Consider the following 821-nt stretch of genomic DNA (forward strand, 5'->3'; position numbering starts at 1 on the left):
CGGTCGATCTCGTCGGCGCCTTCGCCGCTCACCGCCACCGCACCGGCCGTGTGCGCGGCGACGCGGGACAGCGCGATGTTGGTGCGCTGCACCAGGGCTTTCCACGCAACCCGCAGGATCAGCGCGCAGCCGCCGGCGTAGAGCAGCGCGAGGGTGGCGATGGTCAGCTCGACGCCCGCCCGCTGGGTGGCGTCGCTCGCCGATTCCAGCCGCGCCAGCAGCCCCGCACAGGCGCACAGGGCCGCCGCCAGGCTGGCGAGGCAGGCCAGCAGCAGTCCCAGATGGGCGAGGAGCGGGTAGCGGGCCAGCACGGATAGGCGTCTCGCGGTCGATGAATTGAGGAGTAAAAAGCAACTTTTGCGCCTGTAGTGAAACAATACAGGTGCGCCGGTGGAGTGATTCCTGCTTGATTCGGGGTGTTCCAACTCTGCGGACGATGGATTCCGATGACGCTTTATCTGGTCGCCACGCTGCTTGCCACCAGCCTCTCGGCACTGGTGCTCAGCCAGTCCGGCCTTGGCCTGCCGATGCTGTGGGGGCTGCCGCTGCTGCCCGCCGCCACCTGGCTGGCCCTGCGTCTCGCCCCCGGTGGATGGCGGCCGCGCCACGCCCGTCAGGCGGAAGGCGCCAGCCGTCCGCTGGCCCACTTCGCCCAGTACAGCAGCCTGCCGGCGCTGCTGGTGGAGGACGGGCGCATCGCCCACGCCAACCGCGCGCTGCTCAAGGGGCTGGGCCTCGCCGAGCGGGGCGACGAGGTGATCGGAATGCCGCTGGAGAACATCGTCCACCCGCGCCACCACGGGCAGGTGGCGGCGCTGCTG

The 821-nt window shown here is 70.5% G+C and carries 2 protein-coding genes; one reads left to right on the forward strand and one right to left on the reverse strand.

The window, feature by feature from the left end:
* On the reverse strand, positions 1-311 hold a 311-nt coding region (locus QQK25_RS23240), incomplete at its 3' end, for a hypothetical protein (protein WP_284190086.1).
* A gap of 135 nt (positions 312-446) precedes the next feature.
* Between QQK25_RS23240 and QQK25_RS23245 the strand changes: the two genes are divergently transcribed.
* On the forward strand, positions 447-821 hold a 375-nt coding region (locus tag QQK25_RS23245), incomplete at its 3' end, for a PAS domain-containing protein (RefSeq protein WP_284190087.1).

The sequence above is a fragment of the Zoogloea oryzae genome (assembly GCF_030161255.1).
Taxonomy (GTDB): domain Bacteria; phylum Pseudomonadota; class Gammaproteobacteria; order Burkholderiales; family Rhodocyclaceae; genus Zoogloea; species Zoogloea oryzae.